Here is a 23,769-nt window from a genome sequence, read left to right on the forward strand (position 1 = left end):
GAGCCGCACAAGGACAAGGTCGCCAAGGTGACCTGGGACCAGTGTCGCGAGATCGCCGAGACCAAGAAGGCCGACCTCAACGCCAACGACGTCGAGGCCGGTGCCAAGATCATCGCCGGGACCGCCCGGTCGATGGGGATCACGGTCGAGTAGCTCTCCGCCGTACCCCGTGGGAGGGCCAGCTTCGGCCCGCTTCGTAACCACAACCCAACACCAGATTGGATATTCAATGAGCAAGAACAGCAAGGCATTCCGCGCCGCCGCCGAAAAGGTGGACCGCAACAACCTCTATACGCCGCTGGAGGCGGCGAAGCTCGCCAAAGAGACATCCTCGACCAAGCAGGACGCCACCGTCGAGGTGGCGATCCGGCTCGGCGTCGACCCGCGCAAGGCGGACCAAATGGTGCGCGGCACAGTCAATCTGCCGCACGGCACCGGTAAGACCGCCCGGGTCGCCGTGTTCGCGGTCGGCGAAAAGGCCGAGCAGGCGCAGGCCGCCGGCGCCGACATCGTGGGCAGCGACGACCTGATCGAGAAGATTCAGGGCGGCTGGCTGGAGTTCGATGCCGCGATCGCCACCCCCGACCAGATGGCCAAGGTCGGACGCATCGCCCGAGTCCTGGGTCCGCGCGGCCTGATGCCCAACCCCAAGACCGGCACGGTAACCCCCGACGTCGCCAAGGCGGTGGCCGACATCAAGGGCGGCAAGATCAATTTCCGCATCGACAAGCAGGCCAACCTGCACTTCGTCATCGGCAAGGCGTCGTTCGACGAGAAGAACCTCGCGGAGAACTACGGCGCCGCGATCGACGAGGTGCTGCGGCTCAAGCCGTCCTCGTCGAAGGGCCGTTACCTGAAGAAGATCACCGTGTCGACCACCACCGGCCCGGGCATTCCGGTCGACCCGTCGATCACCCGTAACTTCGCGGAGGCCTAGCCGCCGCACTCGGCGATGCGCCGGCGCAAGAACTCGCGGCCCGGCTCGGAACCGTTGGAGTCCAACGCGATTCGGTACCACTCCACGGCGTCGGCCGGCCGGCCGGCGCGCCGCAGCAGATCGGCGCGCACCGTCGCGACGAGATTGGATCGGGCCAGCCGGGGATCGTGCGCCACCTTCTCCAGCGCGGCCAGGCCCGCCTCCGGGCCGTCGCGAAAGCCGATCGCCAGCGCGCGATTGGCGCCGACGATCGGGGAGTCGGTCATCCGCCATAGCCGGTCGTAGGCGGCGCAGATCGCGACCCAGTCGGTCTGCTCCCAGGACGGGGCCGTCGCGTGCAGCGCCGCGATCACCGCCTGCGGCAGGTAGGCGCCCGTCGATCCCTCGGCCGCCCGCAACCGCTCCAGCCCGCGCGCGATGCGGCCGCGGTCCCAACGGCGGCGGTCCTGATCCTCGAGCGGCACCAGCATGCCGGCGTCGTCCACCCGGGTCGCCCGTCGCGAATCGTGCAGCAGCATCAGGGCCGCCAGGGCATGCGCCTCGGGCTCGTCGGGCATCAGCGCACACAATTCTCCGGCCAACCGAATTCCCTCGTCGCACAGCTCGTCTCGCATCGCCGACGGTCCCGCCGTCGACCAATAGCCCTCGGTGAACACCGAGTAGATGCAACCGAGCACGTGCGGTGTGCGCTCGGCAAGCAGCTCGGCCGGCGGCACCCGCAGCGGGATGTTGGCGTGCCGAATCTTGTTCTTGGCGCGCGTGATTCGCTGGCCGATGGCCGGCTCGGTCTGCAGCAGGGCCCGGGCGATCTCGGCGACGGTCAACCCGGAGACCAGCCGCAGCGTCAGCGCCAGCTGCGACTGCCGGTCCAGCGCCGGGTGCGCGCAGGTGAAAATCATCCGCAACTCGTCGTCACGGACCGGGTGGACGTCCACCCGGTCGGTCCGGGCCCTGATCTCGTCGACCACCGCCGCCAATTCCTTTCCGGGACGGATGGATTCGCGACGCAGCCGGTCGCGGGCGCGGTTGCGGGCGACGGTCACCAGCCACCCGCCGGGACTGTCGGGCACGCCGTCACGTGGCCAGGTCCGCAGCGCCTCGGCGCAGGCCTCCTGGACGGCGTCCTCGGCGACGGTGAGGTCCCCGGACCACCGCGCGAGCGCGGCGACGGCCGGTCCCCATTCCCGGCGGAAGACGCCGTCCAGGCCTGTCACGGGCGAGCTAGAGCGCGGAGATCCCGGCCAGCTGCCGCACCTGCACGGTCGAGGCGGGGATCATCGAAGCGAGCTTGACGGCCTCGTCGCGATCCGCGGCGCTCAGCAGGTAGATCCCGGTGGCTATCTCGGCGCCTTCCACGTATGGCCCGTCGGTGATCAGGACCTCGCCGTTGCGCACCCGCACCGTCGTCGCCGTGGTCCGGTCGTGCAACGCGGCGCCGCCGATGATGTGGTCGCCCGCGGCCGCGTGCAGATCAGCGTGCTTTGCCGCCACTGCCTCCCACTCCGGTGTGCCCGGCGTGTGCGCCGATTCGGGCGGTTCCAGCAGTAGTGCGAGCCAGTCGTTGCCGGTGAGCTTGCGCGACAGCTCAATTGAGTGGACTGTAGGCCACACCTCTACGGCCCCGAACGCGGCGAGCGGGACGTCACGCGCCAGTGCCAACGCCTCGTCGAGGTTTTCCGCTTCGAATATGTAGAAGCCGCAGGCCACCTCTGCGGCCTCGGCGAAGGGCCCGTCGGTGACCATCGGAGCGTCCGGGCCGCCCGTGATCGTCACCGCCGCGGCGGCGGGTCCCAGCGCGTCGCCGGATCTGATCGCGGGGCCGGCTTTGGTGTGGAAGGCCTCCCACGCCGCCATCGCGGTCGCCGCATCCTCAGGTGCGCGGTCTTGCTCCTGGCTGATTAACAGCGCGAAATACTGCATGTTCGTCACCTCCGGTCGTGAGCGAAGCCTCGTGCTCCACTCTCTACCTGTTCGACGAACGCCGCAGCACCGATCCGACAACCACCGAAAATTAGGCGGCGGCCCCCGGCTTCAGGTAAGTGACCAGGCTGACGTCCAGCATCTCCTCGGTGAAGTAGTGCTCGCAGCCCCGCAGGTACTTGATGTAGCGGTTGTAGACCTCTTCGGAGGTGACCTGGATGGCCTTGTCTCTGTTGGACTCGAGCGTGTCGCCCCAGATGTGCAGCGTCTTGATGTAGTGCGGGCGCAGCGAAAGCGGCTCGGGCACTACGAAACCCGCCTTCTCGCCGTGGTCGACCATCATCTGGGTGGACGGCAGCCGGCCACCCGGGAAGATTTCGGTGATGATGAACTTGATGAAACGGGCCGTCTCGAAGGTCAGCTTCTTGCCGAGGGCCGCCATCTCGTACGGGTGGTAGCTGACGCTGCTCTGGACGGTCATCCGGCCGTCCTCGGGCATGATGTCGAAGCACCTCTTGAAGAAGTCGTCGTAGTTCTCGTGCCCGAAGTGCTCGAACGCCTCGATCGACACGATGCGGTCGACGGACTCGTTGAAGTCCTCCCAGTTCTGCAGGCGCACCTGGCGCGACCGGTTCGTGTCCAGAGCCCCTAGCACCTGCTCGCAGCGGGCGTGCTGGTTCTTGGACAACGTCAGGCCGATGACGTTGACGTCGAACCGCTCGACTGCGCGCTTCATGGTGGTGCCCCAGCCGCAGCCGATGTCCAGCAGGGTCATGCCCGGCTTGAGGTCCAGCTTGTCCAGGTTCAGGTCGATCTTGGCGTACTGCGCCTCTTCCAGCGTCATGTCGTCGCGCTGGAAGTAAGCGCAGCTGTAGGTCCTGGTCGGGTCCTGGAACAGGGCGAAGAAGTCGTCCGAGACGTCGTAGTGCGCCTGAATGTCCTCGGGAGCCGTCCGTATCTTGGTCGGGCTAGCCGGTTGATCAGCCATTTTCTTCTTTTTCTCCTGGATGATGGTCATTGCCTGCGGCAGGCACGCATCTCGGTCGGTGTCAAACGATACCGAATAGGGCGCTGGGGTTTGACCGGCACAGACCGAATTTTGCCGGGGCGCGGCCGGTCAGCGGAACTGGTAATCGCTCAGCGGGAATCGTGATCCTTCACGTACCGCGTTGCGCGTCGACGTGGGGCGCAGCAGTGTCGCCTCGCCATCGGGGTTGAAATAGTAGGAGCGCGAAGTGGCGCAGTCGCCCGCGTAGAACACCGTGTTGTCGAGAAGGTCGGTCATCCGGTCCAGGAAGCGCGCATTCGCTTCCTCGGTCACCTCGAATTCCGTCGCTCCTCTGCGCTGCATTTCCCCGAACAGCCGGTCCATGTGCCGCATCTGGTATTCCATCGTGTTGAAGAACGACAGGCCGGAAAAGGCGAACGGACTGGCCAAGCTCAAGTAGTTGGGGAAGTACGGAATGGACACCCCCTCGTAGGCCTGGAACCGGTTCTCGCGCCACCACTTCCCCAGGTTGCGGCCTTGGCGCCCGATCACCTCGATGGCCGGGAAGTTGGTGTTCCAGAGATCAAAACCGGTGGCCAGCGCCAGCGTGTCGATGACGGTCTTGCGCCCGTCGGCGGTGACGATACCGTCGGGCTCGATCCGCTCGATGCTGTTGGTCTCGAGATGCACATGCGGCTTGGTAAAGGTCCGGTAATAGCTGTTGGACCAGGTGGGCCGCTTGCAGCCGAAGTCGTAGTCGGGCGTCAGTCTGCGCCGCAGTTCCTTATCGCGGACCGAGATGAACCGGTTGATCTTGGCAAGATCCGCCGCGGCTATGTTCAGCCGCCGGAACTGCCGGTAGTGCAGCACACCGGTCACCATCATCAACTCGAAGAGCGTGTCGGTGACCAGCCGGAAGGCCCGGTGCACCAGCGGCACCCGAGCGAATACCTGCTGAAGCCAAACCGGGATCGCGAAGTCGATCTTGGGCACCACATGGATCGCCGTCCGCTGGTACACCGTCAGCTCGGCGACTTTGGCCGCCAGCTCGGGTATCAACTGAACCGCGGTCGCCCCGGTACCGATGATTCCGACCCGACGGCCGTCGAACTCGTAGTCGTTGTCCCACGCGGTGGTGTGGATGACCTTGCCTTCGAAAGTCTCCATTCCAGGGATGTCGGGGGTGTGTGGCTGGGACAGGAAGCCTGTCGCGGTGATCAGAAAGCGTGTCGCCAGGCTCGTGCCGTCGGCCAGCGCCACCTGCCATAACCGCTGGTCCTCATCCCAACTTGCGCTCTCGACCGTCGCGTCGAATCGCATGTGGCGGCGCACGTCGTACTTGTCGGCGACACGTTCGGCATACTGCTTCAGTTCGGCGCCCGGCGCGAACAGCCGCGACCAGTACGGATTGGGCTCGAACCAATACGAGTAGGTGGTAGAAGGGATGTCGACGGCCAGGCCGGGGTAATGGTTGACGTGCCAGGTTCCGCCCAGATCCGAGTCGCGATCGAGGATGACGATGTTGTCGTATCCAAGCCGCTTCAGCTGGATGGCTGTGCCAATCCCCCCGAAACCTGCACCGACTATGACGGCGTCGAGATTGTCCATGGTGCGCGAATGGGTCCTTTCGTGGAGCCGGGCAACAGGCGCGTCGCCAGTTGCCCCCCACGGCGAACTTGATCAGGGGGAATCTTAGTCGGAAATCCGATTCGTCGCCCACACGCCCTGGCCACGGGTTGGTTTGAGCTCAGTCACATCTCTATAAAAATGCGCGCTACTTCTCCAGGGTGAATTGGTTGACGTCGGCGTAGCGGGTGCGGAATGCCTTGGCGCAGCCGGTCAGGTACTTCATGTACCGCTCGTAGACCTCCTCGGACTGGATCGCGATGGCCTCGTCCCGGTGCGCCTGGAGCGCCTCGGCCCACAAGTCGAGGGTCCTGGCGTAGTGCAGCTGCAGCGACTGCCGGCGGGTCAGCGTGAAGCCCGCCTTCGACGAATGCTGCTCGACTTTCTCGATCGACGGCAACCGGCCGCCCGGGAAGATCTCGGTGACGATGAACTTGATGAAGCGGGCCATTTCGAACGTCAGGGGGATGCCCTGTTCAGTGCACTCCTGCGGCGTCAGCCCGGTGATCGTGTGCAGCAGCATCACCCCGTCAGCGGGCAGGACGGCGTGGGCCATGCGGAAGAAGTCGTCGTAACGCTCGTGGCCGAAGTGCTCGAACGCGCCGATCGACACGATCCGGTCGACGGGCTCGTCGAACTGTTCCCAGCCGTTCAGCAACACCCGCTTGCTGCGGGGGGTGTCCATCTCGTCGAGCATCTTCTGCACATGGGCGGCCTGGTTCTTTGACAACGTCAAGCCGACGACATTCACGTCGTAGCGTTCGATGGCCCGCCGCATGGTGGCGCCCCAGCCGCAGCCGACGTCGAGCAACGTCATGCCCGGCCGCAGGCCCAGCTTGCCCAGCGCCAGGTCGATCTTGGCGATCTGAGCCTCTTCCAGCGTCATGTCCTCGCGCTCGAAGTACGCGCAGCTGTAGGTCTGCGTTGGGTCTAGGAAGAGGCGGAAGAAGTCGTCAGAGAGGTCGTAGTGCGCCTGCACGTCGGCAAAGTGCGGCGTCAGTTTCTCGGCCATGGCGTGGTGCCCCCGTCATTAAAGCTATTTGGTGAGCGTGTACTGCGCTACGTTCGAGATCCCCTTGCGGAAAAGTTCCGCGCAGCCGGTCAGGTAGCGCATGAAGCGGTCGTAGACCTCTTCGGACTGGATGGCGATGGCGCGTTCGCGATTGGCCTGGAGATTGGCCGCCCACGTGTCCAGAGTCCGCGCGTAATGCTGCTGGAGATATTGGATCTTCTCGATCGTGAAACCGCTCTCTTGCGCCAAGTCGACGATGTCGCGTTCGCCGCACATCTGGCCGCCGGGAAAGATTTCCGTGCCGAGGAAGTGGAAGAAACGCAGGTCCGTCATCGTGATCGGGATGCCGCGCTCCTTCCACTGCGACTGCGGATACGTGAAAATGCTGTGCATCAGCATCCGGCTGTCATCGGGAAGGGTCTTGTAGGCCCAATCCCAGAACGCGGGCCAGCGTTCCTTCTTGAACGCGTCGAAGGCCTCGAAGCTCATGATCCGATCGGCTTGGCCGTCAAACTCTTCCCAGCCCTGTAGCCGCGCCTCGGCGTGGCGCGTCGTGGGGATTTCGGCCAGCCGGGCCTTGCTGCGCTCGTAGTGATTGCGGCTCAGCGTGAGCCCGATGACGTTGACGTCGTACTTCTCGACCGCGCGGACCAGCGCCCCGCCCCAGCCGCAACCTACGTCGAGCAGCGTCATGCCGGGTTCGAGGTTCAGCTTGTCCAGCGCCAGATCCAGCTTGGCGAGCTGCGCCTCTTCCAGCGTCATGTCGTCGTTTTCGAAGTAGGCGCAGGTGTACACCATGTTGGGGTCGAGGAAGAGCGCGAAGAAGTCGTCAGAAATGTCGTAGGTTGCTTGCGACTCTTCGTAATACGGCTTCAGCTCCGCCATTACCAGACATCCTCCCAACGCCAACGGTATCAACCCTGTGAGACGCGTGTGAAATTCGGCAGGGATACCCTAAACGCCGCGCGGTCGGGGATTTAGCGGGCCTCGGCGAAGTTACTAGTCAGCACGCTGATCAGCGGATCCCACAGTTGCTGAGGTAGGTCATGGCCCATGCCGTCGAACAAGATTAGCCGAGCGCCGCTGATGGCGCGCGCGATCGCCCGGCCACCGAAGGGCCGCATCAGCTTGTCGGAGCGGCCGTGGACCACCACGGTCGGTGCGGCGATGCGGCGGTCGTAGGGTGCCAGGCTGCCGCTGGCCAGGATTGCGGCGAAATGGCGGGCGATGCCCTGCGGGTAGTAGTTGCGGTCGTACCCCTCGGCCGCGTCGGCGCGAACCTGCTCTTCGGGCATGCGGTAGCGGGGGCTGCCGATGATATTGCTGACGCGCACCGCGTTGTCGATGATCACATCGCGCGGCGCGTTCCGCGGTGGACCCTTGAGCAGCGCGAGCAACGCGCTCGGGGCCGGCGGCGGCAGGAACGGTGAGTTGTTGCTGGAGAACAGGATTCCCAACGTTTTCGTCCGCGTCGGGAAGCGTGCCGCGAAAACCTGGGCGATCATGCCGCCCATCGATGCCCCGACGATGTGGGCGTGCTCGAGACCCAGGTGATCGAGCAGGGCCGCGGCGTCGTCGGCCATGTCTTCCAGCGTGTATGCCGCGTTGCTGCGCAGGCCGAGCCAAGAGCGGGCCAGCCGCGTCACCAGCGGCTGTCCGGAGCTGCGGTGCTCGGTCTTGCTGGACAGGCCGACGTCGCGGTTGTCATAGCGGATCACCCGCAGGCCCTGCCCAACGAGCTTCTCGCAGAACGCCGTTCGCCACAGCAGCAGCTGCGCGCCCAGGCCCATGATCAGCAGCACGGGTGGGTCGGCGATATCGCCCATGTCCTCGTAGTAGAGCTTCAGGTCGCTCGAGGCGCCGCGCGAGGTGGCCCCCGCTGTCGCGTAGCCGCTGCGGATCTGCACTAGACCTCCACGTCGGTCTGGTGCTCGCGGCTGACCTCGACCATGAAGTTCGCGAAGTATCCCGTCAGCTGCGGATCCGACATCATCTGCCACTTGGGCGCGAGCAGCTTCATGTACCGCTCGACGTAGAGGAACTGCTTGCCGATCAGCACCAGCTCGCGGGGCAGCTTGACGTCGTAGGCGTCGGCCAGTGCGGAAAGCTGGCGCCCGATGTCGGCGTAGGACAACTCGCCCAGCGTCTGCATGGTCAGCGGCGTGGCGAAGCGCTCCAGGTCCTTCGCGGCCTGGGCTTCGGGCTTCATGGTGCCGACGGCGCCCATCAGCACGACGATCTTGCCGGCCGCGGCGTGGTCCTTCTTCACCAGCAGCGCGTACACGAGTTCGCGCAGCAACCAGCGGGTGCGCGGGTCGATGCGGCCCATGATGCCGAAGTCGAAGAAGACGATGCGGCCCTGGTCGTCGACGTAGAGGTTGCCCGCGTGCAGGTCGCCGTGGAACAGCCCGTGCCGCAGACCGCCCTCGAACAGGCTGAACAGCAACGCTTTGACCAGCTCGGTGCCGTCGAACCCGGCCTTGCGGATGGCGGCGGCGTTATCGATGCGGATGCCGTGCACCCGCTCCATCGTCAGCACCCGGTCGGTCGTCAGGTCCCAGTACACCTGGGGGACCCGGATGTTGCGGCCCAGCGGTGAGGCGTGCAAGTGGGAGACCCAGGCCTCCATCGATTGCGCCTCGAGGCGGAAGTTCAGTTCCTCGGCGAGGTTGTCGGAAAAGTCGGCGACCACGTCTTGGGCGGACAACCGTCGGCCGAGCTTGGCCAGTTCCACCGTCTGCGCGAAGCGCTTCAGGATCTGTAGGTCCGCGGCGACGCGGCGGCGGATGCCCGGCCGCTGGATCTTGACGACGACGTCCTCGCCGCTGTGCAGGGTTGCGTAGTGCACCTGGGCGATGGACGCCGACGCGAAGGGTTCTTCGTCGAAGCTGGCGAACAACTCCGACGGCTGGGCGCCGAGCTCCTCGGCGAACAGCTTGTGCACCTCGTCCTTGTCGGCCGGCGGCACGCGGTCGAGCAGGTCGCGGAATTCGCGGGACAGCGACTCGCCGAACGCCCCGGGGCTGGACGCGATGATCTGCCCGAACTTCACGTACGTCGGCCCCAGATCGGCAAAGGTCTGTGGGAGCTGCTTGATCACCTTCTGCTGCCACGGGCCCCTGCCCGGCAGCTTGGTGACGACGCGAGCCGCGGTGCGGGTGACCTGCCAACCGGTGGCTGCCACCCGGGCCGCTTCGACCGGTAAGGGCACGCGGTCGAGCCTGGCCACCTCGCGGTGTTTGGTAGAACTCATTCCAGCAGTCTGCCAAACCGGCGGTGTCAAGTCCCAATTCGGTGTGAGCGCACTCACTTTGCTTTCCAGGGCTGTACCCAGCCCTCGATCTGCCAGTTCTCCAGGCCGGCAATCAATTCGTACATGGTGGCGCCGTCGATGGTTTCCCGGATGATGTCGGCATGCCCGGCGTGCCGGGCCAGCTCGTTGATTACGTGCAGGATCACCCAGCGCACCGACCAGGCCGGCTGGTTTTTGGGGAACCAAGGGATGTCTTGCGGAACGGGCACGGCGGCGTCGAGATCCGCGGTTTCCACCAGCCGCAGCGATTTCTCGTTCTGCGCTTCGAAGGCCCGCAGCAGCCCGTCCAGGGTCTCGTCGGGCCGCATCACGTGCTGCTCGCCGAACTCCTGGGCGATCTGCTCGAACGGGCGAGTGTCTTTCGGCGGTTCATCCGGCGCGGCGGCGACGCGCGCCATCCAGGTGCGCTGCATCGCGGTGGCGTGCTTGACCAACCCGCCGATCGAAAGCGCACTGACTGTGGGGGAGGACCGGGCCTGCTCGTCGGTCAGGCCGTACGACACGGCGAAGTAGGCGCTTTGGTGGAAAGCCAAGTATTCGCGCAGGGCGCTGCGTTCATCGGCGACGGGCGGGGCAAGTGCGGGCATTCTCAATCCTCCTGAATGGTGCGGCTGTGCAGGTACAGGTCTCGGAGGCAGGCGATTTCGGCACCATGGTGGATCGCTTCTCGATTGATGTGCAACACCAGCTCGCTCAGCGGGTAGTCGGCGTAGGGCCCTTCGGCCGGGCCGCAGCGGCGGGTCAGGTCGGCGGCGGACAGCGACCGTACGCCGTTGATCCACGCCGCGTACGTCTCGTCTAGTTGCCGCAGCGCGCTGCCGGCGCCGGTCGCGTAGTCCCAACTCTGATAGTCGGCGGGCGGTCCGCCGAAATGGTGATGGGCGCGCATCGCGAACACGCCGACGATGACATGTGCCATGCGCCACGCGATCGTGCTGAACGGTGCGGGGCTGGGCGCCGGAAACGCGAAGTCGATCGACCCGTCGGGATGCACGGTCCAACAGTTGGGCACCGGCTGCCAGAAGTACTCGTCGTCGGTCAGGCCGTCGAGGCGAGGGCGCAGCTGGTTGCGCCAGTGCCAGTCGAGCTGGTCGGCCAGTTGGGTGGTCAGATCTGCCATGGCACCGAGCTTTCCATCAGCCGGTGACAGTCGTCCCTACGCGACGGCCATATCGCGGCGCTGGCCGCGTAAAGTGCGGACATGCAGGTGATTTCGGCGGAGTCCACCGAGCTTTTCGTCGGGCCGCCGGACGCGCCGTCGCAACTGGTGCGTGTCAGCCTTGCCGGGGTGGCCGGGCCGACGCGGGTCCGCATCGACGGCGACGGTCTGCGGGGGGAGGCGGTCGCCGACGCAGGCGCCGACATCATCGAGGTTCCGGTCGCCGTCGAGCGTCCCGTCGTCGGTCAGCATCGCGCCGCGCGCGTGCACACCGGGCGCGCGGGCACACCGTTCGAGTTCGTCGTCGCCGAGCCCGGGTGGACGATGTACATGATCAGCCACTTCCACTACGACCCGGTGTGGTGGAACACGCAGGGCGCCTATACCAGCGAATGGGCCGCGGACCCGCCGGACCGGCAGGCCAACGCCTTCGAACTGGTGCACGCACACCTGGAGATGGCCCGCCGCGAGCCCGAGTACAAGTTCGTTCTGGCCGAGGTGGATTACCTCAAGCCGTACTGGGACGCCCGGCCCGAGGACCGCGCCGATTTGCGCCGCTTCCTCGCCGAGGGCCGCGTCGAGGTGATGGGCGGCACCTACAACGAACCCAACACCAATCTCACCGGGCCGGAAACGACGATCCGGAACCTGGTGCACGGCATAGGTTTTCAGCGCGACGTGCTCGGCGCCGATCCGGCCACCGCATGGCAGCTCGACGTGTTCGGCCACGATCCGCAATTTCCCGGAATGGCCGCCGATGCCGGGCTGACGTCGAGTTCGTGGGCGCGCGGGCCGCACCACCAGTGGGGCCCGACCCACTCCGGCGGTGTCGAAGGCATGCAGTTCTGCAGCGAGTTCGAGTGGATCGCGCCGTCGGGTCGCGGCCTGCTGACCCACTACATGCCCGCGCACTACGGCGCGGGCTGGGGGATGGACTCGTCGACCAGTCTGCAGGAGGCGCAGGACGCGACGTACCGGTTGTTCCGTCAGCTCAAGAGGGTCGCGCTGACGCGCAATGTGCTGCTGCCGGTGGGCACCGACTACACGCCGCCGAACAAGTGGGTGACCGCGATCCACCGCGACTGGGCCCGGCGCTACACCTGGCCGCGATTCGTCTGCGCGCTGCCGCGGGAGTTTTTCGCGGCGGTGCGCGCCGAACTCGCCGAGCGGGGGTGTGCGCCGTCGCCTCAGACCCGCGACATGAACCCGATCTACACCGGCAAGGACGTGTCATACATCGACACCAAACAAGCCAACCGGGCCGCCGAGAACGCCGTCCTGGACGCCGAGCGTTTCGCGGTGTTCGCCGCGCTGATGACCGGCGCCGAGTACCCCCAGGCCGCCTTGGCCAAGGCGTGGGTGCAGCTGGCCTACGGCGCGCACCACGACGCGATCACCGGCTCGGAATCCGACCAGGTGTACCTCGACCTGCTGACCGGCTGGCGCGACGCGTGGGAGCTGGGCCGGGCGGCCCGCGACAACTCGCTGGCGTTGCTGTCCAGCGCGATCGATACCGGCGGACGTTCGGTCGTGGTGTGGAATCCGCTGGCACACCAGCGCACCGACATCGTCACCGCCCGGCTCGACCCGCCGCTCGCGGCGGGGGCGCGGGTGCTGGGTCCCGACGGCGCCGAGCTGCCCGCGCAGGTCGAGCACGACGGCCGCTCGGTCACCTGGCTGGCGAGCGACGTGCCCTCGCTCGGGTGGCGGGCTTATCGGCTGGTGCCTGGCGGCGAAGCGGCCGGCTGGGAACCGGTGCCCGGATCCGAGATCGCCAACGAGCACTACCGGCTGGCGGTCGACCCGGCGCGCGGCGGGGCGGTCTCCTCGCTGGTTCAGGACGGCCGCCAGCTGATCGCGGCCGGCCGGGTGGGCAACGAGCTTGCCGTCTACGAGGAATACCCGGCGCACCCGAGGCAGGGCGAGGGCCCGTGGCATCTGCTGCCCAAGGGGCCGGTGGTCTGCTCGTCGGAATCGCCCGCGCGGGTCCGGGCCTACAGTGGGCCACTCGGTCAGCGGCTCGTGGTGCGCGGCGGCATCGGCACCCTGCTGCGCTACACCCAAACCATCACCCTGTGGCGGGGCGTCGCGCGGGTGGACTGCCGCACCACCATCGACGAGTTCACCGGGGAAGACCGCTTGTTGCGCCTGCGCTGGCCGTGCCCGGTTCCGGGCGCCATGCCGGTCAGCGAGGTGGGTGACGCCGTCATCGGGCGGGGTTTCGCCCTGCTGCACGACGGGTCGGAGTCCGTGGACACCGCGCGCTACTTGTGGACGCTGGACAACCCGGCCTACGGCTGGTTCGGGCTTTCGTCGGCGGCCCGGGTCCGCGTTTCGAATTCCGCCGTGCGCGCGGTGTCCGTGGCCGAGGTGGTCTCGCCGGCCGAGACGACGTCCGGACCGCTGGCCCGCGAGCTGATGGTCGCGCTGGTCCGCGCCGGCGTCACGGCTACCTGCAGCGGCGCCGACCAACCTCGCTACGGCCACCTCGCCGTCGACTCCAATCTGCCCGACGTGCGAATCGCCCTGGGCGGGCCCGGCCGCAACGCCTTCACCAAAGCCGTGCTCGCTGAGGCGGATCCGGACTACACCGCCGAACTCGAACGCCAGCTTGCCGAGACCGGCCGGGCCCGCGTGTGGGTGCCGGCGGCAACGCCGTTGGCACACGTATGGGTGCCCGGCGCCGACCTGCGCGGGGTCCGCGCCCTGCCGGTGCTCGTGATCGCCGGCTCCGACGACACCACCCTCAGCGACGAAATCGCCTCGGTGGCAACGGATCTCGATGACACCGAAATCGAGGTCGCCCAGCAGGCGCCGGCGGCGATGGAACCCTTCGAGGCCCGAACCGTCGCGCTCCTCAACAGCGGCGTTCCGAGCTTCGCCGTCGACACCGAAGGCACCCTGCACACCGCGCTGATGCGCTCGTGCACCGGTTGGCCGTCCGGCGTCTGGATCGACGGGCCCCGCCGCACCGCGCCCGACGGCACGAACTTCCAACTGCAGCACTGGACACACGATTTCGACTACGCGCTGGTGGGCGGCGAAGGGGACTGGCGGCGTGCCGGAATGCCGGCCCGCAGCGCGCAGTACTCCCACCCACTGCTTGCCGTCGTCGCGGGCGAAGGGCGGGGCGAGCTGCCGCCGACCGGATCGCTGTTGCGAGTCGAGCCCGCCGACTCGGTGCACCTCGCGGCGCTCAAGGCGGCAGGGAACCCGCTGACCGCGGGCAGCGCGAAGCCGGTCGACCCCGGTGCGGTGGCCCTGCGGCTGGTGGAAACCCGCGGCACCCCCACCCGCGTCGGCATCGGTTCGGCGCTGGGCAAGGTGAGTGCGCTCGAGCTCGCGGACCTGCTGGAAACGCCGCGGGGACGAAAACGATCGATCGACCTGGGCGGCTATCAAGTCGCCACGGTGCGGGCCCGGCTCGACGTGCCGTCCTCCCGCGGCGACGGCCGGCCCGTCGCGCTGGCCCCGAACGCCGAGACCGCCCAGCCGCTTTACGCGCGTTACTGGCTGCACAATCGCGGACCGGCTCCGCTCGGCGGGTTGCCCGCGGTCGCCCACCTGCACCCGCGCCTCGCCACCGCGCGGCCCGGCGAGAAGGCGGTGTTCCGGCTCACCGCGGCCAGCGACTGCAGCGATTCCGCGCTGGGGGGCGCGGTGGCCGTGGTGTGTCCGGACGGCTGGTCGGCCACGCCCACCGAGCGGCCGTTCACGCTGTGCAGCGGCGAGTATCGCGAGACCGACGCGGTGGTGGACATTCCGGCGAGCGCACCGCCCGGCCTCTACCCGATCCGCGCCCAGCTGCGCCTCGCCGGGGATTCGGTGCCGGCCGCGTGGCACCAGGCGGTCGAGGACGTGGCGGTGGTGGCCGTCGGCATGGACGAGGTCGACCTCGCCGATCTGCTCTACCTCGTCGACGGGCCCGCCGACGTCACGCTGCGGGCCGGCGACACGGCCCGATTGACCGTCACGGTCGGCACCCACGCCTGCGCCGGGGTCGCGCTGGAGGCGCATCTGATCAGCCCGTGGGGCACCTGGGAGTGGATCGGCCCGCCCGCGCTCGGCGCGGTCCTGCTCGCACGCGGCACGGTCGAGCTCGCGTTCGCCGTCACCCCGCCGGCATGGCTTGAACCCGGCCAGTGGTGGGCGCTGGTCCGAGTCGGCTGCGCCGGCCGGCTCGTCTACTCCCCGGCGGTGAAGGTGACGGTGAAGTGAGCGCCCGACTGGTCGCGACCGTCGCCGGCACGCCGATTGGGGTCGACGAGGTCGACGCCCGCGAGGCGCGGTTGCGCCGCGGCCCGCGCGCGGCCGCGCTGCCCGCCGGCGGCACCAGCGAGGGACGGCAGCTGCGGCGCTGGCTCACCCAATTGATCGTGACCGAACGAGTCGTCGCGGTCGAGGTGGCCGCGCGCGGTCTGACCGCGGGGGACGCCCCGGCCGAGACGGAGCTACTGCCCGACGACACGGCCCGGCTGGAGATCGGGAGCGTGGCCGCGGCCGCGCTGGCCGATCCGGCCGCGCGGGCCCTGTTCGCCGACGTCACCGCCGCGGTCCGGGTCAGCGACCAAGACGTGGCCGACTACCACGCCCGCAACCCGCTGCGGTTCGCCGCGCCGCGCCCGGGCCGCCACGGCTGGCGCGCCCCGTCGCGGGTCGGCCCGCCGCTGGGACAGGTGCGGTCCGCGATCGCCGAGCATCTGCGCGGCGCCGCCCGGCGGCGCGCCTTTCGGGTGTGGCTCGACGCGCGCACAGCGGAGCTGGTGCGGCTCGCTCCCGGCTACGAGCATCCCGGCGATCCCCACCAGCCCGACAACACCCACCGGCACTGATCGCCCATGCTCACCCTCTGCCTGGACATCGGCGGCACCAAGATCGCCGTCGGCTTGGCCGACGACGACGGTGCGCTGGTACACACGGCCATCCGCCCCACGCCGCAGGGCGTGTCGGCCGAGGAGATCTGGGCCGCGGTCGCGGCATCGATCGCCGACGCCCTCCACGCGGCCGGCGGCGGGGTCGCCGCGGTGGGCATCGCGTCGGCCGGTTCGATCGACCTGCACACCGGGTGCGTCAGCCCGATCAACATCGGGTCCTGGCGCGGGTTCCCGCTGCGGGACCGCGTCGCGGCAGCGGTGCCCGGTGTGCCCGTGCGGCTGGGTGGTGACGGCACGTGCATGGCGTTGGGCGAGCACTGGCGCGGCGCCGGACGCGGGGCGCGCTTCCTGCTGGGCATGGTGGTGTCCACCGGGGTGGGCGGCGGGTTGGTGCTCAACGGCGTCCCCTACGCCGGTCGCACCGGCAACGCCGGCCACGTCGGTCACGTGGTCGTCGACCCGGACGGCCGGCCCTGCACCTGTGGTGGCCGCGGCTGCGTCGAGACCGTCGCGGCCGGCCCGTCGTTGGCGCGCTGGGCCCGGGCCAATGGCTGGTCCGCGCCGCCCGGTGCCGGCGCCCTGGAGCTGGCCGATGGGGCGGCGCGCGGCGAGGCCGTGGCGCTGCGGGCGTTCCACCGGGGCGGCACCGCGCTGGCGGCGATGATCGCCTCGGTGGCGGCGGTCTGCGACCTCGACCTCGTCGTCATCGGGGGAGGCGTGGCGAAATCCGGTCGCGTGCTTTTCGACCCACTGCGCGCGGCACTGGCCGACTACGCCGGACTGGATTTTCTGCACGGCCTGCGTGTGGTGTCGGCAGAGCTTGGCGGCGAGGCGGGTCTAGTCGGCGCGGCCCGGCTGGCGGGGCTCACCGCGTACCCGGAGTGACGTCGACCCCGTCACCTGAGCGGAGCCGTTTTGGCTGATCGCGGGTGGTCACGCTATTGTGGTTGCCGATCCACCGAAGACCGTCGGTCACCGAGCAATCGGTTGAAGGTCCGGGAACATCCCGGCGGCCCACGCAGGAGGACGAGGCATTACCGCCGGCGTGCGCCGGCGCATTTCAACGCCCCGGCCGCTTCCTGCGCCGGGGCGTTCGTCGTTCTCCGGTGATCACAGACCACCAGTCGCACTAGGACTTTCACCTCAGGAGGTATGCATGGCCAAGGCTGACAAGGCCACCGCCGTTGCAGACATCGCCGAGCAGTTCACCGGCTCGACGGCCACCTTGATCACCGAATACCGCGGGTTGACGGTGGCCAACTTGGCCGAGCTGCGGCGGTCTCTGGCGGGGTCGGCCACCTACTCGGTGGCCAAGAACACGCTGATCAAGCGTGCGGCGTCGCAAGCCGGGATCGAGGGTCTCGACGAGCTGTTCGTCGGCCCGACGGCCATCGCGTTCGTCACCGGTGAGGCGGTTGACGCCGCCAAGGCCCTCAAGAAGTTCGCCAAGGACAACAAGGCGCTGGTCATCAAGGGCGGCTACATGGATGGCCACCCGTTGACGGTTGCCGAGGTCGAGCGCATCGCCGACCTGGAGTCCCGCGAGGTGTTGCTGGCCAAGCTGGCCGGCGCGATGAAGGGCAACCTCGCCAAGGCGGCCGGCCTGTTCAACGCGCCCGCCTCGCAGGTCGCTCGCCTGTTGGCCGCACTACAGGAAAAGAAGCCGGCCGAACCCGCCGCCGAAGCACCCGCCGAACCGGCTGCAGAAGCACCCGCCGAACCGGCTGCCGAAGCACCCGCCGAACCGGACGCAGAAGCACCCGCCGAACCGACCGCCGAAGCATCCACCGAACCGACCGCCGAAGCATCCACCGAGACATCGGCTGAAGCCGAATAACCCAACCCAAACCAACCCAGGAAGGACCCACACCATGGCAAAAATCTCAACCGACGACCTGCTCGACGTCTTCAAGGAAATGACCCTGTTGGAGCTCTCGGACTTCGTCAAGAAGTTCGAGGAGACCTTCGAGGTCACCGCGGCCGCGCCCGTCGCGGTTGCCGCTGCCGGCCCCGCCGCCGGTGGCGCACCGGCGGAGGCCGCCGAGGAGCAGTCCGAGTTCGACGTCATCCTCGAGGCCGCCGGCGACAAGAAGATCGGCGTGATCAAGGTTGTCCGCGAGATCGTCTCCGGCCTGGGCCTCAAGGAGGCCAAGGACCTGGTCGACGGCGCCCCCAAGCCGCTGCTGGAGAAGGTCGCCAAGGAGGCCGCCGACGAGGCCAAGACCAAGCTCGAGGCCGCCGGCGCCACCGTCACCGTCAAGTAGTTCACTGCACGAAACCCCCGGACTTTCCTCGGCAGGCCCGGGGGTTTCGTCTGCCTAGCCGGCGCGGATTGCCGCGTGCCGCGACTGCTCGATCCGCTCGGGTGAATCTCCCAGGGCGACAAGCAGATTCGTCGTGATCGCACCAAGGACCGGCCCGACGGCCTCGCCTTCGTTGCCATAGAAACCGGCCAGTTCCAGCATTACGAACCCGTGTATCAGCGCCCAGAACTGGGCCGCGGTCGCCACAACCGAGGCGTCGTCGTCGGCCGAGCACGCGGTGATTCGACCCGCCAGCACCGACCGGTGCACAGCCCGCACGACGTGCGCGAAGCTGGGTTGATGCTGCTCGATCTCGGAGATGGTCAGCGTCAGGACGTTCCCCGCGGGCGCGTTGATGCCGTGTGCGCTGGTACTGCCGAACATCAGCCGGTACATGTGCGGCCGTTCGATGGCATAGCGGCGATAGGCGGCCCCGACGGCCATCAGATCCGCCACCGGGTCGGCCGTCTGAGGCACCGTCAGCGCCGTGTCGAACTGACGCAGCCCCTCTTGCGCGACCTCGGCGATCAGCGAGCGCATCCCGCCGAAGTGCGTGTACACCGCCATCGTCGAGGTCCCGGCGGCACCGGCCACCTTGCGGGTCTGCAGCGCGTCGGGCCCGTTGTCGTCGAGCAGGCAGACGGCCGCGTGGAGCAGCTCGTCCCGCACGGTCCGTTCCGTCTGCGAAGTCATCCTTGCCATCTTCTCATCGGGGGCGTACGTTGCCAATAACAGCGAAATAACAATGTTATAGGAGCTCAGCCGTGACCGCCGCGCAAACTGTCAAGTCCCGCAACCCGTACCTCGAGGGCTTCCTGGCGCCGGTGAGCGCCGAAGTGACCGCGACCGACTTGCCGGTCACGGGGCACATCCCCGAACACCTCGACGGGCGCTACCTGCGCAACGGGCCCAACCCGGCCGCGGAGGTCGACCCGGCCATCTACCACTGGTTCAGCGGCGACGGCATGGTGCACGGCGTCGCGCTGCGCGACGGCAAGGCGTGCTGGTACCGCAACCGCTGGGTGCGTACTCCGCCCGTATGCGCCGCGTTGGGTGAACCGGCGCCCACGGGACTGGACCCGCGGATCGGAATGCTGTCGGTGGGTCCCAACACCAACGTGCTGGCCCACGGCGGCCGGACATTGGCGCTCGTCGAGGGAGGCGGCGCCAATTACGTGCTCACCGACGACCTGGACACCGTGGGGCCGTGTGATTTCGACGGAACCCTGTTCGGCGGTTTCACCGCGCATCCGCACCGCGACCCGGGGACCGGCGAATTGCACGCGCTGTCTTACTCATTCGCACGCGGACGGACCGTGCAGTACTCGGTGATCGACACCCAGGGACGGGCGCGGCGGACCGTGGACATCGAGGTCAGCGGGTCGCCGATGATGCACGACTTCTCGCTGACCGACAAATATGTGGTGATCTACGACCTGCCAGTGACGTTCGATCCGATTCAGATCGTGCCAGTGGAGGTGCCGCGCTGGCTGAACTCGCCGACCCGGCTGGTACTGCAGTCGTTGCTCGGTCGGGTCCGCATCCCTAGCCCGATCGCGACGATGATCAACCGCAACCCGCTGCCGTTCAACAAAATGCCCTACCGGTGGAACGCCAACTATCCGGCGCGCATCGGAGTCATGCCGCGCGAGGGCGGCAACAACGACGTCCGCTGGTTCGACATCGAACCCTGCTACGTCTACCACCCGCTCAACGCCTACTCCGAGATGCGGGACGGCACAGAGGTTTTGGTGCTCGATGTGGTCAGCTACTCGCGGATGTTCGACCGGGACCTTCGTGGTCCGGGCGACAGCCGGCCCGCGCTCGACCGCTGGACCATCAACCTGGCGACCGGTGCGGTGGCAAGCGAACGCCGCGACGATCGGCCGCAGGAGTTTCCGCGCATCAACGAGACCCTGCTTGGGGGGCCGCACCGGTTCGGCTACACCGTCGGCGTGGACGGCGGGTATCTCTCCGGCGGCGCGTCCGACATGTCCACCGCGCTGTACAAGCATGACTACGCGACGGGGTCCAGCACGGTGGCCGCCCTGGACCCCGCCCTTTTGATCGGCGAGATGTCTTTTGTGCCCAACCCCGGCGCCGACCCGCGGAACACCGGCGAGGACGACGGCATCCTGATGGGCTACGGCTACCACCGCGGCCGCGACGAAGGCCAGCTGATCTTGTTGGATGCGCAGACTCTCGAGCCGGTAGCGACGGTGCATCTGCCGCAGCGGGTGCCCATGGGCTTCCACGGCAACTGGGCGCCGGCCAGCTAACGCCGGCTTAGACACGTGTTGACCAGCGTGGTCAGCGCTGATCTCGAGTTGGGTAATTTTTCCCCCGGGTGCTGTGCAACCCTGATGCGGCGCCTCGGGCGTGCGCTACAGTGACTCAAGCCACAACAAACGGGCAGGTTGCGGGCACGAGCGTCGACGGAAGGATTCCCCATGGGCGTCGCTATCGAGGTGAATGGACTCACGAAGTCCTTCGGTTCCTCGAGGATCTGGGAAGACGTGACGTTGGATATCCCCGCCGGGGAGGTCAGCGTCCTGCTGGGGCCGTCGGGTACCGGCAAATCGGTGTTCCTCAAGTCCCTCATCGGTCTGCTGCGTCCGGAACGCGGCTCGATCATGATCGACGGCACCGACATCATCGAATGTTCGGCCAAGGAGCTCTACGAGATCCGCACGCTGTTCGGCGTCATGTTTCAGGACGGCGCCCTGTTCGGCTCGATGAATCTGTATGACAACACGGCGTTCCCGTTGCGCGAGCACACCAAGAAGAAGGAAAGCGAAATCCGTGACATCGTCATGGAGAAGCTGGAAATGGTCGGTCTTGGTGGTGACGAAAAGAAGTTCCCCGGGGAGATCTCCGGCGGTATGCGCAAGCGCGCGGGCCTGGCCCGCTCGTTGGTGCTCGACCCGCAGATCATCCTGTGTGACGAGCCCGACTCGGGTCTCGACCCCGTCCGTACCGCCTACCTGAGCCAGCTGATCCTCGACATCAACGCCCAGATCGACGCAACCATCCTGATCGTCACGCACAACATCAACATCGCCCGCACCGTGCCGGACAACATGGGCATGCTGTTCCGCAAGCATCTGGTGATGTTCGGTCCCCGCGAGGTCTTGCTGACCAGCGACGAGCCCGTGGTGCGGCAGTTCCTCAACGGCCGCCGCATCGGGCCGATCGGTATGTCGGAGGAAAAGGACGAGGCCACCATGGCCGAAGAGCAGGCCATGGTCGACGCGGGTCACCACTCCGGCGGCGTCGAGGAGATCGAGGGCGTACCGCCCCAGATCGTCGCGACTCCCGGCATGCCCGAGCGCAAGGCGGTCGCGCGGCGCCAGGCCCGGGTGCGCGAGATCCTGCACACCCTGCCCAAGAACGCCCAGGCAGCGATCCTCGACGATCTCGAGGGCACTCACAAATACCAGGCGAACGAGTTCGGCGGCTAGCGCGCGGCACCGCCGAAGGCAACTGCGCGACCAGCACGGTTCGGCGGGTTTCGTCGCCGCGCGCGCCCGATAAGCCGCGACCCGAAGTTTTCACGATAACTTCGCGCAACTTGCCGCTCTTCCTCTTGACGGCGGGGCGTAAACGGGTCAGTCTGTTGGGCAGCATGTGCCGTCGGGAACGCAAGATGCCAGCCAGCGCCGATGTTCCCTGGATGGGTACTTGAGGAATGCGCGCGCCTGCGCTATTGTTGGACGTTGCGCTGGCTACCTCCTGCCCACCTCACCCGCCACTCGACACCGTGGTCTTAGCCTGAGCCCCTTCTTCGGCCCAGCTATTTAGTTGCGCGCGTGAGATCTGGGCAGATCGTTCGCCGGCCTAACCGACACAATTCGCGGCGAACAGGCCCGGTGGCCCCGGTTCTCGTGAGTCGCACGAGGTGCTGGAAGGATGCATCTTGGCAGATTCCCGCCAGAGCAAGCGTCGCCAAAAAAGTTCCACCAATGGCTCCGTTCCTGGAGCACCCAACCGAATTTCCTTCGCTAAGCTCCGCGAACCGCTCGAGGTTCCGGGGCTTCTTGACGTGCAAACCGACTCGTTCGAGTGGTTGATCGGCTCGCCGCGCTGGCGCGAGGCCGCGTCGGCACGCGGAGATGTGAAGCCGGTGGGTGGCCTCGAAGAGGTGCTCTACGAGCTCTCTCCGATCGAGGACTTCTCCGGCTCGATGTCCCTGTCGTTCTCGGACCCCCGGTTTGACGAGGTCAAGGCGCCGGTCGACGAGTGCAAAGACAAGGACATGACGTACGCGGCCCCGCTGTTCGTCACGGCGGAGTTCATCAACAACAACACCGGTGAGATCAAGAGCCAGACGGTGTTCATGGGTGACTTCCCGATGATGACCGAGAAGGGCACGTTCATCATCAACGGCACCGAGCGCGTCGTGGTCAGCCAGCTGGTGCGCTCACCGGGTGTGTACTTCGACGAGTCGATCGACAAGTCGACTGAGAAGCTGCTGCACAGCGTCAAGGTGATTCCCAGCCGCGGCGCGTGGCTGGAGTTCGACGTCGACAAGCGCGACACCGTCGGCGTGCGCATCGACCGCAAGCGCCGCCAGCCAGTCACCGTGCTGCTCAAGGCGCTCGGCTGGAACAACGAGCAGATCACCGAGCGGTTCGGTTTCTCCGAGATCATGATGTCCACGCTGGAGAAGGACAACACCGCCGGCACCGACGAGGCGCTGCTGGACATCTACCGCAAGCTGCGTCCGGGCGAACCGCCGACCAAGGAGTCCGCGCAGACGCTGCTGGAGAACCTCTTCTTCAAGGAGAAGCGCTACGACCTGGCCCGCGTCGGCCGTTACAAGGTCAACAAGAAGCTCGGCCTGCACGCCGGTGAGCCGATCACCAGCTCGACGCTGACCGAGGAAGACGTCGTCGCCACCATCGAATACCTGGTGCGCCTGCACGAGGGGCAGGCCACGATGACCGTCCCCGGCGGCACCGAGGTGCCGGTGGAGACCGACGACATCGACCACTTCGGCAACCGCCGGTTGCGCACCGTGGGCGAGCTGATCCAGAACCAGATCCGGGTCGGCATGTCGCGGATGGAGCGCGTCGTCCGCGAGCGGATGACCACTCAGGACGTCGAGGCGATCACGCCGCAGACGCTGATCAACATCCGGCCGGTCGTCGCCGCGATCAAGGAGTTCTTCGGCACCAGCCAGCTGTCGCAGTTCATGGACCAGAACAACCCGCTGTCGGGTCTGACGCACAAGCGCCGGCTGTCGGCGCTGGGCCCGGGTGGTCTGTCGCGCGAGCGCGCCGGGCTGGAGGTCCGCGACGTGCACCCGTCCCACTACGGCCGGATGTGCCCGATCGAGACCCCGGAGGGTCCGAACATCGGTCTGATCGGGTCGCTCTCGGTATACGCGCGGGTCAACCCGTTCGGCTTCATCGAGACGCCGTACCGCAAGGTGGTCGACGGTGTGGTCAGCGACGAGATCGAATACCTGACCGCCGACGAGGAGGACCGCCACGTGGTGGCGCAGGCCAACTCGCCGATCGACGACGACGGCCGCTTCACCGAGGCGCGCGTCCTGGTCCGCCGCAAGGCGGGCGAGGTCGAGTACGTGTCCTCGTCCGAGGTGGACTACATGGACGTCTCGCCGCGCCAGATGGT

At 67.4% G+C, this 23,769-nt stretch carries 18 protein-coding genes and 3 pseudogenes; 10 read left to right on the forward strand and 11 right to left on the reverse strand.

Annotated features, from left to right (window positions below; genetic code table 11):
• A pseudogene (locus tag A5736_RS22815) lies at window positions 1-153 on the forward strand (50S ribosomal protein L11); the annotation flags it as partial.
• 76 nt (window positions 154-229) lie between these two features.
• Window positions 230-937, forward strand: a complete 708-nt coding sequence (gene rplA, locus A5736_RS22820; protein ID WP_076126663.1) for a 50S ribosomal protein L1 — start codon at window positions 230-232, stop codon at window positions 935-937.
• Here rplA and A5736_RS22825 read toward each other — a convergent pair.
• The 10 genes from A5736_RS22825 to A5736_RS22870 all read right to left on the reverse strand — a co-directional run bounded on the left by A5736_RS22825 (window position 934) and on the right by A5736_RS22870 (window position 10,916).
• The gene (locus A5736_RS22825; RefSeq protein WP_076248761.1) at window positions 934-2,151 is read right to left on the reverse strand and encodes an RNA polymerase sigma factor; all 1,218 of its coding nucleotides are present in this window, start codon (window positions 2,149-2,151) and stop codon (window positions 934-936) included. The two genes, rplA and A5736_RS22825, sit on opposite strands and share 4 nt — an antisense overlap.
• A gap of 7 nt (window positions 2,152-2,158) precedes the next feature.
• Window positions 2,159-2,857 carry a YciI family protein gene (locus A5736_RS22830; protein WP_076248763.1) on the reverse strand — a complete coding sequence of 233 codons (699 nt, stop codon included), beginning with the start codon at window positions 2,855-2,857 and terminating at the stop codon, window positions 2,159-2,161.
• 91 nt (window positions 2,858-2,948) lie between these two features.
• The gene (gene mmaA4, locus A5736_RS22835; protein WP_076126490.1) at window positions 2,949-3,845 is read right to left on the reverse strand and encodes a hydroxymycolate synthase MmaA4; all 897 of its coding nucleotides are present in this window, start codon (window positions 3,843-3,845) and stop codon (window positions 2,949-2,951) included.
• Window positions 3,846-3,974: 129 nt separating this feature from the next.
• Window positions 3,975-5,453: an NAD(P)/FAD-dependent oxidoreductase gene (locus A5736_RS22840; protein WP_076248764.1), complete on the reverse strand. Its 1,479-nt coding sequence runs from the start codon at window positions 5,451-5,453 to the stop codon at window positions 3,975-3,977.
• Between the two features lie 166 nt (window positions 5,454-5,619).
• Window positions 5,620-6,483 carry a cyclopropane mycolic acid synthase MmaA2 gene (mmaA2, locus tag A5736_RS22845; RefSeq protein ID WP_076248766.1) on the reverse strand — a complete coding sequence of 288 codons (864 nt, stop codon included), beginning with the start codon at window positions 6,481-6,483 and terminating at the stop codon, window positions 5,620-5,622.
• Between the two features lie 24 nt (window positions 6,484-6,507).
• A complete protein-coding gene (locus A5736_RS22850; RefSeq protein ID WP_076248774.1) occupies window positions 6,508-7,368 on the reverse strand; it encodes a cyclopropane mycolic acid synthase family methyltransferase in 861 nt (286 codons plus the stop codon).
• A gap of 92 nt (window positions 7,369-7,460) precedes the next feature.
• Window positions 7,461-8,390, reverse strand: a complete 930-nt coding sequence (locus A5736_RS22855) for an alpha/beta fold hydrolase (RefSeq protein WP_076248776.1) — start codon at window positions 8,388-8,390, stop codon at window positions 7,461-7,463.
• The gene (locus A5736_RS22860) at window positions 8,390-9,736 is read right to left on the reverse strand and encodes an AarF/ABC1/UbiB kinase family protein (RefSeq protein WP_175611368.1); all 1,347 of its coding nucleotides are present in this window, start codon (window positions 9,734-9,736) and stop codon (window positions 8,390-8,392) included. The genes A5736_RS22855 and A5736_RS22860 overlap by 1 nt, the downstream gene beginning before the upstream one ends.
• A 53-nt stretch (window positions 9,737-9,789) precedes the next feature.
• Entirely contained in the window at window positions 9,790-10,383 is a 594-nt protein-coding gene (locus tag A5736_RS22865; RefSeq protein WP_076126138.1) for a DinB family protein, read from the reverse strand.
• Window positions 10,384-10,385: 2 nt separating this feature from the next.
• Window positions 10,386-10,916, reverse strand: a complete 531-nt coding sequence (locus A5736_RS22870) for a DinB family protein (protein ID WP_076248777.1) — start codon at window positions 10,914-10,916, stop codon at window positions 10,386-10,388.
• Window positions 10,917-10,997: 81 nt separating this feature from the next.
• On the opposite strand from A5736_RS22870, the gene A5736_RS22875 reads away from it, so the two are divergent.
• The 5 genes and pseudogenes from A5736_RS22875 (at window position 10,998) to rplL (ending at window position 18,093) form a co-directional block, all read left to right on the forward strand.
• Entirely contained in the window at window positions 10,998-15,173 is a 4,176-nt protein-coding gene (locus A5736_RS22875) for an NEW3 domain-containing protein (protein WP_076248779.1), read from the forward strand.
• Window positions 15,122-15,787, forward strand: coding sequence for a malonyl CoA-ACP transacylase (locus A5736_RS22880; protein ID WP_139333527.1), 666 nt, complete (start codon window positions 15,122-15,124; stop codon window positions 15,785-15,787). Before A5736_RS22875 ends, A5736_RS22880 begins: the two co-directional genes overlap by 52 nt.
• 6 nt (window positions 15,788-15,793) lie before the next feature.
• On the forward strand, window positions 15,794-16,714 hold the full coding sequence (locus A5736_RS22885; protein ID WP_076248780.1) for an ROK family protein: 921 nt from the start codon (window positions 15,794-15,796) through the stop codon (window positions 16,712-16,714).
• Window positions 16,715-16,985: 271 nt separating this feature from the next.
• Window positions 16,986-17,513 (forward strand): annotated as a pseudogene (gene rplJ / locus A5736_RS22890) (50S ribosomal protein L10); the annotation flags it as partial.
• Between the two features lie 187 nt (window positions 17,514-17,700).
• Window positions 17,701-18,093, forward strand: coding sequence for a 50S ribosomal protein L7/L12 (rplL, locus tag A5736_RS22895; protein WP_076061444.1), 393 nt, complete (start codon window positions 17,701-17,703; stop codon window positions 18,091-18,093).
• 54 nt (window positions 18,094-18,147) lie between these two features.
• Here rplL and A5736_RS22900 read toward each other — a convergent pair whose 3' ends face one another.
• Window positions 18,148-18,825 carry a TetR/AcrR family transcriptional regulator gene (locus A5736_RS22900; RefSeq protein WP_175611369.1) on the reverse strand — a complete coding sequence of 226 codons (678 nt, stop codon included), beginning with the start codon at window positions 18,823-18,825 and terminating at the stop codon, window positions 18,148-18,150.
• Between the two features lie 71 nt (window positions 18,826-18,896).
• Between A5736_RS22900 and A5736_RS22905 the strand changes: the two genes are divergently transcribed.
• From A5736_RS22905 to A5736_RS22915, 3 genes and pseudogenes are all read left to right on the forward strand, one after another.
• Window positions 18,897-20,411 carry a carotenoid oxygenase family protein gene (locus tag A5736_RS22905; RefSeq protein ID WP_076248785.1) on the forward strand — a complete coding sequence of 505 codons (1,515 nt, stop codon included), beginning with the start codon at window positions 18,897-18,899 and terminating at the stop codon, window positions 20,409-20,411.
• 171 nt (window positions 20,412-20,582) lie between these two features.
• Window positions 20,583-21,593, forward strand: a complete 1,011-nt coding sequence (locus tag A5736_RS22910) for an ABC transporter ATP-binding protein (RefSeq protein ID WP_076126157.1) — start codon at window positions 20,583-20,585, stop codon at window positions 21,591-21,593.
• Between the two features lie 455 nt (window positions 21,594-22,048).
• Window positions 22,049-23,769: pseudogene (locus tag A5736_RS22915) on the forward strand (DNA-directed RNA polymerase subunit beta); the annotation flags it as partial.

It is taken from the genome of Mycobacterium sp. SP-6446, from assembly GCF_001954045.1.
Taxonomy (GTDB): Bacteria; Actinomycetota; Actinomycetes; order Mycobacteriales; family Mycobacteriaceae; genus Mycobacterium.

Coding starts and splice junctions, on each gene's coding strand:
- rplA (WP_076126663.1), top strand. CDS start 230: ATGAGCAAGAACAGCAAGGCATTCCGCGCCGCCGCCGAAAAGGTGGAC.
- A5736_RS22830 (WP_076248763.1), bottom strand. CDS start 2,857: ATGCAGTATTTCGCGCTGTTAATCAGCCAGGAGCAAGACCGCGCACCT.
- mmaA4 (WP_076126490.1), bottom strand. CDS start 3,845: ATGGCTGATCAACCGGCTAGCCCGACCAAGATACGGACGGCTCCCGAG.
- A5736_RS22840 (WP_076248764.1), bottom strand. CDS start 5,453: ATGGACAATCTCGACGCCGTCATAGTCGGTGCAGGTTTCGGGGGGATT.
- mmaA2 (WP_076248766.1), bottom strand. CDS start 6,483: ATGGCCGAGAAACTGACGCCGCACTTTGCCGACGTGCAGGCGCACTAC.
- A5736_RS22850 (WP_076248774.1), bottom strand. CDS start 7,368: ATGGCGGAGCTGAAGCCGTATTACGAAGAGTCGCAAGCAACCTACGAC.
- A5736_RS22860 (WP_175611368.1), bottom strand. CDS start 9,736: ATGAGTTCTACCAAACACCGCGAGGTGGCCAGGCTCGACCGCGTGCCC.
- A5736_RS22865 (WP_076126138.1), bottom strand. CDS start 10,383: ATGCCCGCACTTGCCCCGCCCGTCGCCGATGAACGCAGCGCCCTGCGC.
- A5736_RS22870 (WP_076248777.1), bottom strand. CDS start 10,916: ATGGCAGATCTGACCACCCAACTGGCCGACCAGCTCGACTGGCACTGG.
- A5736_RS22875 (WP_076248779.1), top strand. CDS start 10,998: ATGCAGGTGATTTCGGCGGAGTCCACCGAGCTTTTCGTCGGGCCGCCG.
- A5736_RS22885 (WP_076248780.1), top strand. CDS start 15,794: ATGCTCACCCTCTGCCTGGACATCGGCGGCACCAAGATCGCCGTCGGC.
- rplL (WP_076061444.1), top strand. CDS start 17,701: ATGGCAAAAATCTCAACCGACGACCTGCTCGACGTCTTCAAGGAAATG.
- A5736_RS22900 (WP_175611369.1), bottom strand. CDS start 18,825: ATGACTTCGCAGACGGAACGGACCGTGCGGGACGAGCTGCTCCACGCG.
- A5736_RS22910 (WP_076126157.1), top strand. CDS start 20,583: ATGGGCGTCGCTATCGAGGTGAATGGACTCACGAAGTCCTTCGGTTCC.